The following is a 13,280-nucleotide window of genomic DNA, read 5'->3' as shown; positions in this document are numbered from 1 at the left end:
CGATGATACAGGTAGCAGAAACCCATGGATCACGCAAGAGATCTTCAGGCGGTTCAAAATGCCGTGGGCTACAGGTTTCGCGATCCGGCGCTGCTGCGGCAGGCGCTCACTCACCGGAGCTTCGTCCACGAACATCAGGACAGCCGGCCTTCCGACAACGAGACGCTGGAATTCCTCGGCGACGCGGTGCTGGGGCTGGCCGTGAGCCACTTGTTGATCGAGCGGTTTCCTGAAAGACTGGAAGGGGACCTTTCGCGCATGCGTTCGGCCATCGTGAACGAACGGCAGCTGGCGCAAACCGCTTCGGAACTGGGCCTGGGCAGGCGCTTGCTCCTGGGAAAAGGGGAAGAACTTACCGGCGGCAGGGAGAAGGCGTCGCTGCTCGCCGACAGCCTGGAAGCGCTTCTTGGCGCCGTCTACCTGGACGGCGGCTTCGACGCGGTATTTCAACTGGTTTGGCGCCTTTTTTCACGGTACCTCGATGCGGAGCACCTGGATGACCCTCTGAGCCGGCTGGACAAGGATTACAAGACTCAGCTCCAGGAATGGACTCAGGCCCGTTTCAAGACGGTGCCCACCTATGAAATGGAGTCCGAAGAAGGGCCCGACCACGAAAAGACCTTCACCATGCGGGTGTCGCTTGGTGAGGTGCTCCTGGGCCGCGGCGTGGGAAAGAGCAAAAAGGACGCCCAGCAGGAAGCGGCTCGAAAGGCCCTGGAAGTCTTGAAGGAAAGGGTCGGGGAAGCGATGTCGTAGGCTGCGGGGTGCCTTCGGGCGCCGGAGTCTCTCGATTCCCGGACACATCCTGGAGGAGCGGTCGCGAGCCGTAAACGGCGGAAACCATGTGGGACCGACAGAATCGCCCTCGAATCTATCCCGCCTTTCTGCCGCATGCCGGCTGCCCGTACCGCTGTGTCTACTGCAACCAGTACGCGGTGACCGGAGGGTCAGGCGGGCGGGAGGGGTCGGACCTCTTGCGGGGGCGCGCCGCTATCGAAGACCGGGCCGAACGGTCCCGGCGATCCGGGATTCCCGGAGAAATAGCCTTCTACGGCGGAACGTTTACGGCGCTACCGGAAGCTCTCCTGGACGGTCTGCTGGAGGCCGCCGCGGCCGGTGTACGCGACGGGGTATTCACGGGCATTCGTTTTTCCACGCGCCCGGACGCCGTCTCAGAGGATACGGTCCGGCGGCTCCAGGCCTTCCCGATTCGAACGGTGGAACTGGGCGCCCAGAGCCTTTCCGACGCCGTGCTCTTAGCATCGCGAAGAGGCTACCGGGCGGCGGCGGTGGAAGCGGCGGCGCGGCGCGTCCGTGCGGCCGGCTGGGCGCTCGGCATTCAGCTCATGGTGGGCCTTCCGGGCGAAACCCCGAGCCGCTTCCAAGGAACGATTTCGAAGGCCGTCGCGCTTCGGCCGGATTTCGTTCGCCTCTACCCCGCACTGGTCTTGAGGGACACCGGGCTCGCCCGCTGGTTCGAAAGCGGCCGGTACCGGCCGCTTTCGCTGGATCAGGCCGTCGAACGCTGCGCCTTCGCTTTCGATCGCTTCCTGAAAAACGGCATCAGGGTCGCCCGCATGGGTTTGCACGCGGACCCCGAACTGGATCGACCGGGGACGATCCTTGCCGGCCCCTGCCACCCGGCCTTCGGCTACCTGGTTCGAGTCCGGTGGTGGCGTAACCGGGTGGACGCGGTCATGGAGGGGCGTGCGAAGACTCCCGCTCCCCCTGAAGGGGGAGATGCCGTTGCCCTGCCGGACGGATCCGCGCCGATCCGGTCACGAAATCAGCGATCCGCCGTGCTCCACGTTCCATCGAATCTCTTGAGTGAAGCCCTTGGCCCTCGGCGTGAAAATGTGACATACTGGACGCGAAAGTGGGGATGGGACGGGTTGGACGTGCGCCCGGAAGCCTCCGCGGCCGTTGAAGGGCGGAACGGTCGGCTCTGCGTGGGAGACGAGGAGTTCCACCTCTGATCCACCAACGACTGCTCTTCTACCGGATGCACGGGCGGTTTGCGAACGGCACGTGAGTAGCGACTCATGCCCTGTAGGAGCCGGCTTGCCGGCGATGAGGGTCAACGGAACATTGTCGGTTTCCACCTTGTTCCCAAGCTCCACCATCCACTCTTGTTCCCAAGCTCCAGCTTGGGAACACACCTGTTGCAGAAGCTCCAGCTTCGATTCCCATGAGTCCGTTCCCCAAGCCATGGCTTGGGAACGAGGGGAATTTTATTTCCCCTCCCCTTGTGGGAGGGGATTAAGGGGAGGGGAATGTAACTGATTGACACACGTTAATTTTCTCACCCTCACCCCAACCCTCTCCCATCAAGGGAGAGGGGGATTTTTTGACCTTGTTCCCAAGCTCCACCATCCACTCTTGTTCCCAAGCTCCAGCTTGGGAACACACCTGTTGCAGAAGCTCCAGCTTCGATTCCCATGAGTCCGTTCCCCTCTGTGCCAATGTAGGTGAGACACCTCCCTTGTGATAAATTAGTGTCGAGGGTGTCGAAAATCCGGCGGCTGAATCCTCCGTGGCTTATCCCTGAGCCGAAAAGCCGCGCTCGGAGGGCGTCCACGGTGGGGTTGATACTCTGAAGTTTGGAAAGGTTCGCGTTTTGCCCCGCCACCTTTTCTTCCAAGAGGAGTCGTTTCGCTTCCCGACAGAAATCGGCCACGTCTCGCTGGATCTGCGCCGCCGGTTTTCGCCAGGCGTCGACGGTCTTGTCCGAAAGGTCCGCGCTGCTGAGTTCGCGGCAGAGAAACCGAAGGGACACGGCAAGGGTTCCGTATTCCGAGCCGCGGAAGCCGCGCTGCCATTGGAGGAGCCAGGAGCGTCGCCAGCGCCGGCCGCATATGGTGCAGACGTATCCGTGCTTTCTTCGCTGCCTTTGGCTCGAGGTTTCAGGCGTGGGCGATTCCATCCCACCGTCCGTGCTCATGCGGGAATCCTCTTCCGCCTCCCGACGCTCAGATCATGCAGCGGGATCAGAATGTCCGCCATCTGCCGGATTTTTTGAGCGCTGTCGTAAGCGGCGAGGGTGCCGCCATCAACCAAGTGGACGGGCTACCGTATCGCCCTCACGCCGCCGCGGCGTCCGATGCCGGCGGCGACGCGGAAGAGGTCCGGCATGTTCAGGCGCCCGTCTGCCATGCGGCTCAGGACGCCGATTTCAATCACGGCCTGTATCAGGGCGTCCTCCGGTGACCGGCCTGGCGGCGCGTACTCGAGGGCGTGCGGCGGCAGGTAGGCCCTGTCGTCGGCCTTGAGCTCCGCATTGTCGAGCGGCGGGCTGCTGATGGCCTGGACCACGCCCTCGGCATGCCAGCGCTGCCGGAGTTCCTTAGCGGTACAGGGGACGGTCATGCCCTGGAGCGGTGCCAGCACCTGCTGGATCCAGGGGTAATCCTCCTGCAGCTCTTTAAGGCGTATCCGGGAGGCCTCCTGGACGCCCTGCTTGATGCCCTCGTAATGCAGCAGCGGGGTGCCGCCGGCCAGGCGATCCTGCGTTGCGGTATGCGCGTGCTTCAGGGCGAGAAGGAAGCTCCGGGGGCTGACCTGGCCTTTTGCGTCCGCCAGGTGGGTGGGCAGCCACGTGTACGTCCTGCCTCGGCGGCGGTCGCGGCCCATGTAGCGGCTGGCGATGTCCTCGAGCAGCTTTGCCTGCTCGTCTTGGTCCGTGCGCAGGGCGGCGGGCACCGCGTACACCGTTTCGCTGCCGATCCGAATCGGTTCGAATTCATGACCGTGCGCGTCCTTGCACCAGTCGCGAAACGCCGCGCCGGCCCCGGGGTGGTTGCCCAGCCAGTGCCAGAGCAGGCCGTAGAGATCGACCCGTCGCCACTCCAGGAGCACTCGGCCGTGATGGAGCTTGGAGGCGTCCGGGAACTGCGATACGGCCTGATCCTCCCACATATCCGGCCGCAGGAAGAGCTTGGTTCGGATCGCGCGATAGGCGCGCAGGTCCAGGCAGACGCGCAGCAGGCCCTGCAGCAGGTCGCGGATCGCCCTCCAGTCGTCACCGAGGCGGTCCAGGGCATCGAAGACGAAGAGATGGCGCTTACCCAGCCGCTGCAGCCGGTCGTGCGCTTCGGCCAGGAGGCGCTCCTCGAGTTCCGGTGCTTCCGCCACGCGCCGCACGCGCTCGGCCCAGTCCGCGCCTGCGGGCCAGCCCCCCAGGCCGCAGGCGCCGGCCAGATGGTGGAGCAGCACCGCCCGCCAGATGTCCTCGGCCTCGAAACCTTGGCCGCGCAAGCTGCGCAGCACGCGCCGGGAGGGATGCCAGCGGTTGTCCGTGGCGGCCGAGAAGCCCCAGCTCACGCGGACGGTGTCCATGCGCAACTTGCGCAGCTCCCGGCCGATCAGCAGGCGGGTCTCCTCGCCGTTGAGCGCCGCGCTCCAGAAGCTCTTGCCCGTGCCGCGGTCGCCGACCACTACCGGTGTCTCCGGGTTCAGCGCCTTCTCATGGCCCGGGACGACATACACCTCACGCAACGGCGGCGGCTCAGTCTGATGATGGGCCACCTCGTCCGGGATGTCCTCGAACGCGCAGTGCAGCTCGGCGAGCGGGAATTCGCGTTGACTCATTCGCTGTCTTCCTTCAGCGCCAGGAGGCGCTCGTCGAGGCCGGCGAACAGCTCGCCGAACACCTCGCCGATGGCGCGCTCGCCGACGTCCGCCAGCTGCTCCAGGGGATGAAATGCTTCGAAGCGCTCACTGCGAAGGATGGTCAGCGGCCAGTGCGGCGCCGCTTCGTCGTGCTCGTCGAACGAGAAGGCATCCCCCTGATCCGGGGGCGCTTCGTCGTAGAGCGTATCCACCCACACGCCGAAGGCGCTGGAAGAGAAGCGGCGCTTCTCGGCCTCGGTCCCGGCCGCGCGCGCCTGGATCATCCGCAGGCGCGCACGCCAGGCGTCGAAGCCTCCGCCGCCCACCATATCCGGAGCCAATTGCCGCAGGTGGCCGAACAGATAACGGTAGCCTTCCCAGGTGGGGGGCAGATCCACCGCAAAGAGCAGCACCTCGGCATCCAGGTGCAGCAGATTGGCGGCGACGCTCTCGTGAAGCCCGGCGCGGCTGTCGATCAGCACTACGTCGGGACTAAGGTGCCGTTCCAGGGCACAGATTAGGCGGCTCAGACGGCTCGCGAATCCAGCGCCTTCGTCGCTTTCGAGATAGGCGCGGGCGAGCTTCGCAAGGACGTTGCCGGGATGCCGGGCGGCCTCGGCGCCGAGCGCCGGTGCGACCCACAGGCCGGGCGCGTGGGAGAGGGGGCTGTCGGCGATCAGGTCCGCGGCCGGTGTGCGGTCGGCGTTCCCGACCAGATCCTCCACCAGCCAGTCCAAGGTCCCGAACAGCGGGCGCCCGTCCGAAGGCAGGAGATGCGCCCCGAGCCCAGGGGCTTCGAGGTCGAGGTCCACGAGGAGCACGCTTTGCCCTCGTTCGGCCAGATGCCGACCCCAGAGCATGAGGGCGGTGCTACGGCCGACGCCGCCTTTCAGGCTGTAGAAGACGAAGCGCGGCGGGTGGGCGGACGCGGGCTCCGGCGGCAACGCCCAGTCCTGCCCGACGGCCCGGCGCTCGATCAGATGGACGGGGGCGTCGTCCACCCAGACCAGCAGCGCACGCTCGGCGAGGAGCTCCTTGCCGGCCAGCACATCATTGAAGCGGGCCGCCCCCGCCTCCTCGCCGGGGCTGTACGGACCGAGCGCGGCCGACAGGCGCTGGCGAAGGTCGGAGATCGTCCCGGTATCCCAGTCGTTCGGCACAACGAGGAACAGCCTTCCCTGCATGTCCCGGACGACCCTGATGTCGCGGAAATCGACGTCCGGAACCGCTTCCCGCACTGCCTGCACAAGGCGCGGGAGCGCCGTATCGAAGCGCACGTCAGCATGCATTACGTGGCAACCTCCACGCCGGCGGCCTGCAGGGTTCGGCGGGCGTGATCACGAAAGAGACGACAGCCCTGCGCATCGAAGCAATCGTCCGCCCAGTAGCGGTTGTCCATCTGCCATCCGTGCATGTAATCCCTCCAGCCGAGTAGTTGGGTCAGGCCTCGATGCCGCCGGCCCGACAACCAGAGTCTGGCGTCATTCAGCAGCTCGGGGAGGTGACGCCGCGGCAGTTCCCGCTGGGCCCCCGGAAGGCGTTCCATGCTGTGCTTCAACGCGCACTCCGCCGCCAGACCGAATGCATGGGATGCCCCCGGGTACCGGTCATCCTGCAACAAATGGCAGCCATCTCGATACCAGCGGCGCGCCGCCGCGCGGAAATCGTCGCGATTCACTGTCTTTGTGCCCACTTGCCTTATTGTTAGTGGCCTACGGTCACCTTGTCACCCATCATGGTGGTGGCATGGAGCGGCACTCCGTAAAGGTCCGCCGCCGCCCGAAGCATTCCGGGCCGAGGCTTTCGGCAGTCGCAGGCTTCGTCCGGGCGGTGCGGGCAGTAGAAGGCGGCGAGAAGGTCGCCGCCTTCGGCGCGGATGCGTTGGAGCATGTTGCGGTGGATGTCCAGGAAATCGTTCCACTGAGTCAGGCCGCGGTTCAGCGCCGACTGGTTGCTCACCAGGATCACTTCGATCTTTCGCCGGCGAAGCCTCCTGAGAGCTTCCAGCGCATCGGGATAGAATTGGAATTCGCTCCAGTGCTTCACATGATCGGAGCGGTCGACGTTCAGGATCCCGTCTCTGTCTAGGAAAACAAACGAGGTGAAAGCGGCGGCAGGGCGGCCGGAGCAGATGATCATCGAAGAGTTGTCCTCTCCCGATCCCGCGGCTTGACAATCCTCACTGTGGAAGAAACAATGCATTGTTTCTTCGCGCGGCTTATTGAAGGCTCAACCGATGATACAGGTAGCAGAAACCCATGGATCACGCAAGAGATCTTCAGGCGGTTCAAAATGCCGTGGGCTACAGGTTTCGCGATCCGGCGCTGCTGCGGCAGGCGCTCACTCACCGGAGCTTCGTCCACGAACATCAGGACAGCCGGCCTTCCGACAACGAGACGCTGGAATTCCTCGGCGACGCGGTGCTGGGGCTGGCCGTGAGCCACTTGTTGATCGAGCGGTTTCCTGAAAGACTGGAAGGGGACCTTTCGCGCATGCGTTCGGCCATCGTGAACGAACGGCAGCTGGCGCAAACCGCTTCGGAACTGGGCCTGGGCAGGCGCTTGCTCCTGGGAAAAGGGGAAGAACTTACCGGCGGCAGGGAGAAGGCGTCGCTGCTCGCCGACAGCCTGGAAGCGCTTCTTGGCGCCGTCTACCTGGACGGCGGCTTCGACGCGGTATTTCAACTGGTTTCGCGCCTTTTTTCACGGTACCTCGATGCGGAGCACCTGGATGACCCTCTGAGCCGGCTGGACAAGGATTATAAGACCCAGCTCCAGGAATGGACTCAGGCCCGTTTCAAGACGGTGCCCACCTATGAAATGGAGTCCGAAGAAGGGCCCGACCACGAAAAGACCTTCACCATGCGGGTGTCGCTCGGTGAGGTGCTCCTGGGCCGCGGCGTGGGAAAGAGCAAAAAGGACGCCCAGCAGGAAGCGGCTCGAAAGGCCCTGGAAGTGTTGAAGGAAAGGGTCGGGGAAGCGATGTCGTAGGCTGCGGGGCGCCTTCGGGCGCCGGAGTCTCTCGATTCCCGGACACATCCTGGAGGAGCGGCCGCGAGCCGTAAACGGCGGAAACCATGTGGGACCGACAGAATCGCCCTCGAATCTATCCCGTCTTTCTGCCGCATGCCGGCTGCCCGTACCGCTGTGTCTACTGCAACCAGTACGCGGTGACCGGTTCGGGAGGGCGGGAGGGGTCGGACCTCTTGCGGGGGCGCGCCGCTATCGAAGACCGGGCCGAACGGTCCCGGCGATCCGGGATTCCCGGAGAAATAGCCTTCTACGGCGGAACGTTTACGGCGCTACCGGAAGCTCTCCTGGACGGTCTGCTGGAGGCCGCCGCGGCCGGTGTACGCGACGGGGTATTCACGGGCATTCGTTTTTCCACGCGCCCGGATGCCGTTTCTGAGGAGACGGTCCGGCGGCTGCAGGCCTTCCCGATTCGAACGGTGGAGCTGGGCGCCCAGAGCCTTTCCGACGCCGTGCTCTTCGCATCGCGAAGAGGCTACCGGGCGGCGGCGGTGGAAGCGGCGGCGCGGCGCGTCCGTGCGGCCGGCTGGGCGCTCGGCATTCAGCTCATGGTGGGCCTTCCGGGCGAAACCCCGAGCCGCTTCCAAGGAACGATTTCGAAGGCCGTCGCGCTTCGGCCGGATTTCGTTCGCCTCTACCCCGCACTGGTCTTGAGGGACACCGGGCTCGCCCGCTGGTTCGAAAGCGGCCGGTACCGGCCGCTTTCGCTGGATCAGGCCGTCGAACGCTGCGCCTTCGCTTTCGATCGCTTCCTGAAAAACGGCATCAGGGTCGCCCGCATGGGTTTGCACGCGGACCCCGAACTGGATCGACCGGGGACGATCCTTGCCGGCCCCTGCCACCCGGCCTTCGGCTACCTGGTTCGAGTCCGGTGGTGGCGTAACCGGGTGGACGCGGTCATGGAGGGGCGTGCGAAGACTCCCGCTTCCCCTGAAGGGGGAGATGCCGTTGCCCTGCCGGACGGATCCGCGCCGATCCGGTCACGAAATCAGCGATCCGCCGTGCTCTACGTTCCATCGCATCTTTTGAGTGAAGCCCTTGGCCCTCGGCGTGAAAATGTGACATACTGGACGCGAAAGTGGGGATGGGACGGGTTGGACGTGCGCCCGGAAGCCTCCGCGGCCGTTGAAGGGCGCAACGGTCGGCTCTGCGTGGGAGACGAGGAGTTCCACCTCTGATCCACCAACGGCTGCTCTTCTACCGGATGCACGGGCGGTTTGCGAACGGCACTTGAGTAGCGACTCATGCCCTGTAGGAGCCGGCTTGCCGGCGATGAGGGTCAACGGAACATTGTCGGTTTCCACCTTGTTCCCAAGCTCCAGCTTGGGAACACACCTGTTGCAGAAGCTCCAGCTTCGATTCCCATGAGTCCGTTCCCAAGCCATGGCTTGGGAACGAGGGGAATTCTATTTCCCCTCCCCTTGTGGGAGGGGATTAAGGGGAGGGGAATGTAACTGATTGACATACGTTAATGTTCTCACCCTCACCCCAACCCTCTCCCATCAAGGGAGAGGGGGATTTTTTGACCTTGTTCCCAAGCTCCACCATCCACTCTTGTTCCCAAGCTCCAGCTTGGGAACGAGGGGAAACGAAGCTGATGCGCTTACAATGCTTTTCACGGCCAACCCAAGCAAAAAGGAGAGTTACGATGAGCGACCCGTATGTCGAAGCATGGGAAAGATCGATCAAGGATCCCAATGGGTTCTGGGGCGATGCGGCGGAAGCGATCCACTGGTACAAGCGGTGGGACAAGGTCCTGGACGACAGTAATCCGCCGTTTTATCGCTGGTTTGTCGGCGGAGAGCTCAACACCTGCTACAATGCGTTGGACCGCCACGTGGAAGGCGGACGGGCCGATCAGGCGGCCATGATCTATGACAGTCCGGTGACCGACACAATCAAAACGTACACCTACCGTCAGTTGCGGGACGAAGTGGCGCTGTTCGCCGGCGCGTTGGCCGATCGCGGCGTGGTCAAGGGGGATCGGGTGCTGATCTACATGCCCATGATCCCGGAGGCCGTCATCGCCATGCTGGCCTGCGCCCGCATCGGCGCCATCCACTCGGTGGTCTTCGGTGGATTCGCCTCCAACGAACTGGCCACCCGGATCAACGATGCGAAGCCCAAGGTGATCGTTTCAGCCTCCTGCGGCATCGAGGTCAAGCGGGTCATCCCCTACAAGCCGCTGCTGGATGGAGCGATCCGCATGTCCAACACCGACGCCCAACCCCAAAGCTGCATCATCTACCAGCGTCCCATGGAAACCGCACCCCTCACGCCCGGGCGTGACGTGGACTGGAAGGAGGTCGTGGCAGCGGCCAAACCGGCCGACTGCGTGCCGGTGGCGGCCACCGATCCCCTTTACATCCTCTACACCTCGGGCACCACCGGCCTACCCAAGGGAGTGGTGCGGGACAACGGCGGGCATGCCGTGGCCCTCAACTGGAGCATGAAGGCTATATACAACGTGGATGCCGGCGATGTCTACTGGGCCGCCTCGGATGTCGGCTGGGTGGTGGGCCATTCGTACATCGTGTATGCCCCCCTGCTGCGCGGCTGTACCACCATCCTTTTCGAAGGCAAGCCGGTGGGCACGCCGGATGCCGGGGTGTTCTGGCGGGTGATCGGGCAACACAAGGTGCGCACCATGTTCACCGCGCCTACCGCCCTCCGGGCCATAAAACGTGAGGACCCGCGGGCCGAGCTGATGCAAAAATACGATCTTTCGAACTTTTACGCCCTCTTTTTGGCCGGCGAGCGGCTCGATCCAGACACCCTCAAATGGGCTCAAAAAGCACTGAAGGTGCCGGTGATCGATCACTGGTGGCAGACCGAGACCGGCTGGGCCATCTGCGCCAACTGCCTGGGCCTGCACGCGTACCCGGTGAAGGAGGGGTCCGCCACCAAGCCGGCGCCGGGATGGAACCTCCAGGTGGTGGACCCCAACAACCAGCCCCTGCCGGCCGGCCAGATCGGCGCCCTGGTGGTCAAGCTCCCCCTGCCGCCGGGGGCCCTGGTTACCCTGTACAACAACGACCAGGGCCTCATCAAAAGTTATCTGGAAGAATTTCCCGGCTACTACAAGACGGCCGACGCCGGCTTCATCGACGAGGACGGGTACGTGTTCGTCATGGGCCGCACCGACGACATCATCAACGTGGCCGGTCACCGCCTGAGCACCGGCGCCATGGAGGAGGTCCTGAGCGACCATCCGGATGTGGCCGAGTGCGCCGTGCTGGGGGTTGAAGACGATCTCAAGGGGCAGGTGCCGGTGGGATTCGTGGTGCTCAAGGCCGGTGTCACCCGTCCCCACGAAGAAATCGTCAATGAACTGATCCAGATGGTGCGTGACCGCATCGGCCCGGTGGCCAGCTTCAAGAAGGCCACGGTGGTCAAGCGGCTGCCAAAGACCCGCTCGGGCAAGATCCTGCGCGGCACGATCCAGAAAATCGCCGACAACAAGGACTACAAGATCCCGGCCACCATCGACGACCCAGCCATTCTCGACGAGATAAAGGCCGCCCTGGTGACTATCGGCTACGCTCAGGGGCGCCGATAAGGTCCTCCCGATGGAGGCTCGTCCGGGCCCGTCGGAGCTCCGCAAACTTTTGGCAGCGTTCTAAAGTGGAGACCTTAAGCAAAAAGGTTAACGAAGGTCAAAAAATCCCTCTCTCCCCCTCCCCTTAATCCCCTCCCACAAGGGGAGGGGAAGGAGAGGGTTGGGGTGAGGGTGAGAAAATTAACGTATGTCAATCAGTTACATTCCCCTCCCCTTAATCCCCTCCCACAAGGGGAGGGGAAATAGAACTTGGCATCAAATATTAGGTCTATTATTTCCCCTCGTTCCCAAGCTGGAGGTTGGGAACAAGGTGGATGGTCCGGCTTGGGAACAAGGTGGAAAGTTTACATTAGACCCACATTACGAAGTATCTCTGCCAGTTTTGGTTCTTTATAGGCATATTCCTTCAATGCCTTCACAATCTTATCGTTTCTTTCTTCTAATTCCTTATTCTTCCTTATTGCAGGCGACAGCGCTGTTCTTCTGTCCCACAATACAAAACCAAGCAATCCTATCATCGTGGTAAATAATAACCCGAATCCCCAGATCATTACGTTTTCCAGCCTCTCTATGCGCCTCTCGACCTGCTCAAATCGTTTGTCTATCTGTTCAAATCTTTTGTCTATGTCCTCTATTTTAGCCTCAACTCTAATGAGTCTATCTCTATCCTCAAGAGTATATGGAACCTCCTCGGCCCATACACATTGCCCCAGCAGAAGTAATATCATGATCACGATAAAGTTGAGTCTTGCCATAGTTCAACCGCACAACGTCATTTGTGGGTTTTACGTGGAATTTGTTGAAAAGATAGCGTATCTCACGGTCACGACCGGAATGTACTATTCCACAGATTTCAGCGATGGCCAAAGATGACTGTATTTTCCATCGAGCTCCTTGATTCTTTAATCTGTGTCAATCTGTGTAATCTGTGGATGCCCATTTGGGTTGGCGCGCCCATCGATTGAGCCGTCACCTGCAGGCGCCACAGGGAAACGCGCCGCGCACCCGGCGCCCCTTGGTGAATGTATCCACGGTGGAGCGCCGGCGGGTTATGATGCAAACCTAGCGCGGGGACGGAAGCGGGGCAAGAACCATGTGGGTGGCCCCGTGTGGATGTGCTTGGCTTCGTGCGACAGGTGTCTGGACACACTCCGGTCGCGTCCAATGCAGATATGTCTTTTCCGTGCTTCTTGCGTAGTGGCGCAGGCGGCGGCGAGAAACTTGTCCAGGGTTTGCTCGAAAGTGTATCCGCGATGCTCCGTCGCAAAGACCAGGAACTCCCGCACCCAGCGAACCAAGTGTGGCTGGTGCTTTGGCGGTGCCAGTTGCCGTTTCCGCAGAAATTCGGCATAGCCAAGAAGTTTCCGCTCGAGTTCTCCCTTGGCCGGTTTCATAAACTCCACGTGCTTATACACAATCTCCATAACGTCAATACACTAATGTTATAGTCATTGGCAACCTGCCGCTCGTCAAGGGTCTTTTCATTGGATTTCCTTGACGGGGAAGGGCGGGAAGCGGTAATCTTACATTTGAGTACACCGACTGACTAGCAACCGTAACGGAAAAACGGAGATTGGGTAGAATAACGAGTTAAGCGAGAAAGTTGATTCGAAGGGCAATGCGAAATGGTAATTAAATTCTCGCGTCATGCAAAACAAGGGCAAGACTGTATAATATACCGGAAACAACAATTGAGGAGATATTAAAGGATTTGGATTTTCAAGATGGTGAACATGAGATAATTAAAGATGTCTAAAGATTTGAATATCCTATAAAAGTTGTTGTTTCCGTCGAAGGTGATATACAAACTGTAATTACAAGTTATCCTTTGAAGAAAGGAAGAAGGCAATGAAAGTCCATTATGACGAAGAGGTAGATGCCTTATACCTTAGCCTCGGCGAGCAAAAGCCGAATGGTGTTATTGAAATCGCGGAAGGTATAAATATTGATACTACAGCAGATGGAAAACTAACCGGAATTGAAATTCTTAAGGCATCCAAAAAGATCAATATCGATACAATTCTGTCCTATACTCTGGAATTAGATAAGGATATATTGAAAAAGGAAATCGCTTAACAACCCGT

Annotated in this window: 12 protein-coding genes; 6 read left to right on the top strand and 6 right to left on the bottom strand. The window is 61.5% G+C overall.

The window, feature by feature from the left end; translation table 11 throughout:
• The first annotated feature begins 24 nt into the window (after nt 1-24).
• Complete coding sequence (gene rnc / locus FDQ92_RS03945) at nt 25-756, top strand: ribonuclease III (RefSeq protein ID WP_137423376.1); 732 nt, start codon at nt 25-27, stop codon at nt 754-756.
• A gap of 86 nt (nt 757-842) precedes the next feature.
• Nucleotides 843-1,976 carry an elongator complex protein 3 gene (locus tag FDQ92_RS03940; protein ID WP_137423375.1) on the top strand — a complete coding sequence of 378 codons (1,134 nt, stop codon included), beginning with the start codon at nt 843-845 and terminating at the stop codon, nt 1,974-1,976.
• Nucleotides 1,977-2,308: 332 nt separating this feature from the next.
• On the opposite strand, the gene FDQ92_RS03935 is transcribed toward FDQ92_RS03940, so the two are convergent.
• From FDQ92_RS03935 to FDQ92_RS03915, 5 genes are all read right to left on the bottom strand, one after another.
• Nucleotides 2,309-2,941 carry a hypothetical protein gene (locus tag FDQ92_RS03935; protein WP_137423374.1) on the bottom strand — a complete coding sequence of 211 codons (633 nt, stop codon included), beginning with the start codon at nt 2,939-2,941 and terminating at the stop codon, nt 2,309-2,311.
• Between the two features lie 125 nt (nt 2,942-3,066).
• Nucleotides 3,067-4,587 (bottom strand): hypothetical protein, encoded by a 1,521-nt coding sequence (locus tag FDQ92_RS03930; RefSeq protein ID WP_137423373.1) that lies wholly within the window; start codon nt 4,585-4,587, stop codon nt 3,067-3,069.
• Complete coding sequence (locus FDQ92_RS03925; protein WP_137423372.1) at nt 4,584-5,897, bottom strand: ParA family protein; 1,314 nt, start codon at nt 5,895-5,897, stop codon at nt 4,584-4,586. The genes FDQ92_RS03930 and FDQ92_RS03925 overlap by 4 nt, the downstream gene beginning before the upstream one ends.
• On the bottom strand, nt 5,897-6,301 hold the full coding sequence (locus FDQ92_RS03920; protein ID WP_137423371.1) for a hypothetical protein: 405 nt from the start codon (nt 6,299-6,301) through the stop codon (nt 5,897-5,899). The genes FDQ92_RS03925 and FDQ92_RS03920 overlap by 1 nt, the downstream gene beginning before the upstream one ends.
• Nucleotides 6,302-6,312: 11 nt before the next feature.
• A complete protein-coding gene (locus tag FDQ92_RS03915) occupies nt 6,313-6,747 on the bottom strand; it encodes a D-glycero-alpha-D-manno-heptose-1,7-bisphosphate 7-phosphatase (RefSeq protein WP_170180174.1) in 435 nt (144 codons plus the stop codon).
• A 119-nt stretch (nt 6,748-6,866) separates the two neighbouring features.
• On the opposite strand from FDQ92_RS03915, the gene rnc (FDQ92_RS03910) reads away from it, so the two are divergent.
• The 3 genes from rnc (FDQ92_RS03910) to FDQ92_RS03900 all read left to right on the top strand — a co-directional run bounded on the left by rnc (FDQ92_RS03910) (nt 6,867) and on the right by FDQ92_RS03900 (nt 11,196).
• The gene (gene rnc / locus FDQ92_RS03910; protein WP_137423369.1) at nt 6,867-7,598 is read left to right on the top strand and encodes a ribonuclease III; all 732 of its coding nucleotides are present in this window, start codon (nt 6,867-6,869) and stop codon (nt 7,596-7,598) included.
• A gap of 86 nt (nt 7,599-7,684) precedes the next feature.
• Nucleotides 7,685-8,815 carry an elongator complex protein 3 gene (locus tag FDQ92_RS03905; protein ID WP_137423368.1) on the top strand — a complete coding sequence of 377 codons (1,131 nt, stop codon included), beginning with the start codon at nt 7,685-7,687 and terminating at the stop codon, nt 8,813-8,815.
• A 419-nt stretch (nt 8,816-9,234) separates the two neighbouring features.
• Nucleotides 9,235-11,196, top strand: coding sequence for a propionyl-CoA synthetase (locus tag FDQ92_RS03900; protein WP_137423367.1), 1,962 nt, complete (start codon nt 9,235-9,237; stop codon nt 11,194-11,196).
• A 344-nt stretch (nt 11,197-11,540) separates the two neighbouring features.
• Here the strand turns inward: FDQ92_RS03900 and FDQ92_RS03895 are convergent, their stop codons facing one another.
• Complete coding sequence (locus tag FDQ92_RS03895; RefSeq protein WP_137423366.1) at nt 11,541-11,951, bottom strand: hypothetical protein; 411 nt, start codon at nt 11,949-11,951, stop codon at nt 11,541-11,543.
• A 1,093-nt stretch (nt 11,952-13,044) separates the two neighbouring features.
• Between FDQ92_RS03895 and FDQ92_RS03890 the strand changes: the two genes are divergently transcribed.
• Nucleotides 13,045-13,272 (top strand): DUF2283 domain-containing protein, encoded by a 228-nt coding sequence (locus FDQ92_RS03890; RefSeq protein WP_137423365.1) that lies wholly within the window; start codon nt 13,045-13,047, stop codon nt 13,270-13,272.
• Nucleotides 13,273-13,280 lie beyond the last annotated feature (8 nt).

This window comes from Desulfoglaeba alkanexedens ALDC, from assembly GCF_005377625.1.
GTDB lineage: Bacteria > Desulfobacterota > Syntrophobacteria > Syntrophobacterales > DSM-9756 > Desulfoglaeba > Desulfoglaeba alkanexedens.
Note: the sequence above shows the minus strand (reverse complement) of the source record. Positions and strands in the feature narration are given on the sequence as shown.

Bases quoted from the DNA above. Each gene is read 5' to 3' on its own strand.
- FDQ92_RS03900 (WP_137423367.1), top strand. From the start codon at position 9,235: ATGCGCTTACAATGCTTTTCACGGCCAACCCAAGCAAAAAGGAGAGTT.
- FDQ92_RS03895 (WP_137423366.1), bottom strand. From the start codon at position 11,951: ATGGCAAGACTCAACTTTATCGTGATCATGATATTACTTCTGCTGGGG.
- FDQ92_RS03925 (WP_137423372.1), bottom strand. From the start codon at position 5,897: ATGCATGCTGACGTGCGCTTCGATACGGCGCTCCCGCGCCTTGTGCAG.
- FDQ92_RS03890 (WP_137423365.1), top strand. From the start codon at position 13,045: ATGAAAGTCCATTATGACGAAGAGGTAGATGCCTTATACCTTAGCCTC.
- FDQ92_RS03935 (WP_137423374.1), bottom strand. From the start codon at position 2,941: ATGAGCACGGACGGTGGGATGGAATCGCCCACGCCTGAAACCTCGAGC.
- rnc (WP_137423376.1), top strand. From the start codon at position 25: ATGGATCACGCAAGAGATCTTCAGGCGGTTCAAAATGCCGTGGGCTAC.
- FDQ92_RS03905 (WP_137423368.1), top strand. From the start codon at position 7,685: ATGTGGGACCGACAGAATCGCCCTCGAATCTATCCCGTCTTTCTGCCG.
- FDQ92_RS03930 (WP_137423373.1), bottom strand. From the start codon at position 4,587: ATGAGTCAACGCGAATTCCCGCTCGCCGAGCTGCACTGCGCGTTCGAG.
- FDQ92_RS03915 (WP_170180174.1), bottom strand. From the start codon at position 6,747: ATGATCATCTGCTCCGGCCGCCCTGCCGCCGCTTTCACCTCGTTTGTT.
- rnc (WP_137423369.1), top strand. From the start codon at position 6,867: ATGGATCACGCAAGAGATCTTCAGGCGGTTCAAAATGCCGTGGGCTAC.
- FDQ92_RS03940 (WP_137423375.1), top strand. From the start codon at position 843: ATGTGGGACCGACAGAATCGCCCTCGAATCTATCCCGCCTTTCTGCCG.